Below are 949 nucleotides of genomic sequence, written 5' to 3' on the forward strand. Positions count from 1 at the left end.
CTAGGCCGTGTCTCATAATTGATCTTGTGGTGGGTCGTGGAGAGATAACGGATGCTGCGTGGGCTCGGATTGAGCCGTTGCTGCCGCAGCGGGACGGTGCTGGACGTCCTTGGAGGGATCACCGGCAGGTGGTGAACGGGGTGCTGTGGCGGTTGCGCACGGGTGCCCCGTGGCGTGATCTGCCCGAACGCTACGGCCCGTGGCAGACCGTCTACCGGCGCTTCGCCCAATGGGAGAAGGACGGGACCTGGGCCGCGCTCCTGCGGGAGGTCCAGGTCCGCAGCGACGCGGTGGGGGCGGTGGAGTGGACGGTTTCGATCGACTCCACGGCCGCGAGGGCTCACCAGCACGCGGCCGGGGCCCGCAAAAAGGGGGCCAGTGCGAGGACGAATCGGATGATCCGGCAGCAGTTGCGCGCCGAGAGGCGCTCGGCAGGTCCCGGGGCGGGCTGACGACCAAGATCCACCTGGGAGTCGACGGCCGGGGCCTGCCGCTGTCGATCGTGCTGAGTACCGGCAACACGGCCGACTGCACGATGCTGCCCGCAGTCCTCGACGCAATCCGCGTCCCACGTGTCGGAGCCGGACGACCAAGGACCAGGCCCGACCGGGTCGTGGCCGACAAGGCCTACTCCTCCCGCAAGATCCGCCGCCTGCTGCGGCGCCGACGGATCAAGGCGACCATCCCCGAACGCCGGGACCAGATCGCCGGCCGTGCCCGCCGCGCAAGCCGCGGCGGACGACCGCCGGCCTTCGACAAGACCGCCTACAAGGGGCGGAACGTCGTCGAACGCTGCTTCGCCAAGCTGAAGCAATTCCGGGCAGTGGCCACCAGGTTCGACAAGTTGGCCAACCGCTACCGGGCCGGCGTCGTCCTCGCCTCGCTGATCCTGTGGCTGCGAGCCGAGGAACAATGACCCACAACAAGATCAATTACGAGACAGGGCCTA

At 68.4% G+C, this 949-nt stretch carries 1 protein-coding gene; it reads left to right on the forward strand.

Annotated elements, in window-relative coordinates:
- Window positions 1-29 precede the first annotated feature (29 nt).
- Window positions 30-916 (forward strand): IS5 family transposase gene (locus tag ABD345_RS39955; protein WP_380275929.1). Its coding sequence is split into 2 segments (ribosomal slippage): window positions 30-384 and window positions 384-916, totalling 888 coding nucleotides; the frame shifts between segments, so codons are not numbered across the junction.
- Window positions 917-949: the final 33 nt, after the last annotated feature.

It is taken from the genome of Kitasatospora saccharophila, from assembly GCF_039529925.1.
GTDB lineage: Bacteria > Actinomycetota > Actinomycetes > Streptomycetales > Streptomycetaceae > Kitasatospora > Kitasatospora saccharophila.